The sequence below is a fragment of the Pelomicrobium sp. G1 genome (genome assembly GCF_051905455.1).
Classification (GTDB): domain Bacteria; phylum Pseudomonadota; class Gammaproteobacteria; order Burkholderiales; family UBA6910; genus Pelomicrobium.
Genome location: NZ_JBQACR010000061.1, coordinates 1 through 677, shown reverse-complemented (window position 1 = coordinate 677; position 677 = coordinate 1). Strand labels below are relative to the sequence as shown.

The 677-nt window shown below is 66.6% G+C and carries 2 protein-coding genes; both read right to left on the bottom strand.

What is annotated here, in order from left to right; genetic code table 11:
• The coding region (locus tag ACTFO6_RS17430; protein WP_439935697.1) for a molybdopterin-dependent oxidoreductase at positions 1–432 on the bottom strand (432 nt) is incomplete at its 3' end.
• 26 nt (positions 433–458) lie between these two features.
• A partial coding sequence (locus ACTFO6_RS17425) for a Rieske 2Fe-2S domain-containing protein (RefSeq protein ID WP_439935696.1) occupies positions 459–677 on the bottom strand: 219 nt, incomplete at its 5' end.

Sequence of the window (677 nt, the reverse complement as noted above, 5' to 3'; positions counted from 1 at the left end):
GTACCCGGCCACGGCCGAGGACATGCACAGGCGCGAGTTGGTGTCGATGTTGTTGGTGCCGATCAGCCCCTTCACCAGCTTGTTGAAGACATAGTAGTCCTCGGTGAGGAGCTGGCCTGAGATGTAGAAGCCCACAGCGTCCGGCCCGTGCTCCAGAATCACCCGGGCAACGCGGGCCGCCAGGTGGTCCAGCGCCTGGTCCCACTCCACGCGGCGGCGCGGCTCGCTGCGGCTTCGCCGCAGCTCCGGGTACAAAGCCCGGCCGGCCGTTCCCGCGGTGAGATGCAGCGTCGCGCCCTTGCTGCACAGGCGGCCGAAGTTGGCCGGATGATCGGCATCGCCGGCAATAGCCGTAATGCGCCCGTCATCCGTTTCGATGACGACTCCACAACCGACGCCGCAATAGCAGCAGGTGGACTTGACTTTGGGCATGGGCCTTCACCCGAAACGACCAGCGCTCACTGCGCAGCCTCAGCGTCACCGAGCTGCAGAAAAACCACGCCCTCCTCCACCTTGACCGGATACACCGGTGCGCAGCCCTCGTCCGGCGCCACGGCCTGCCCCGTGTCGAGGCAGATGTTCCAACCGTGCAGGGGGCAGGCCACCTTGCGGCCGAAGACGATGCCCTGGGACAGGGGTCCGCCTTTATGGGGGCAGCGGTCGCGCAACGCGAAGAC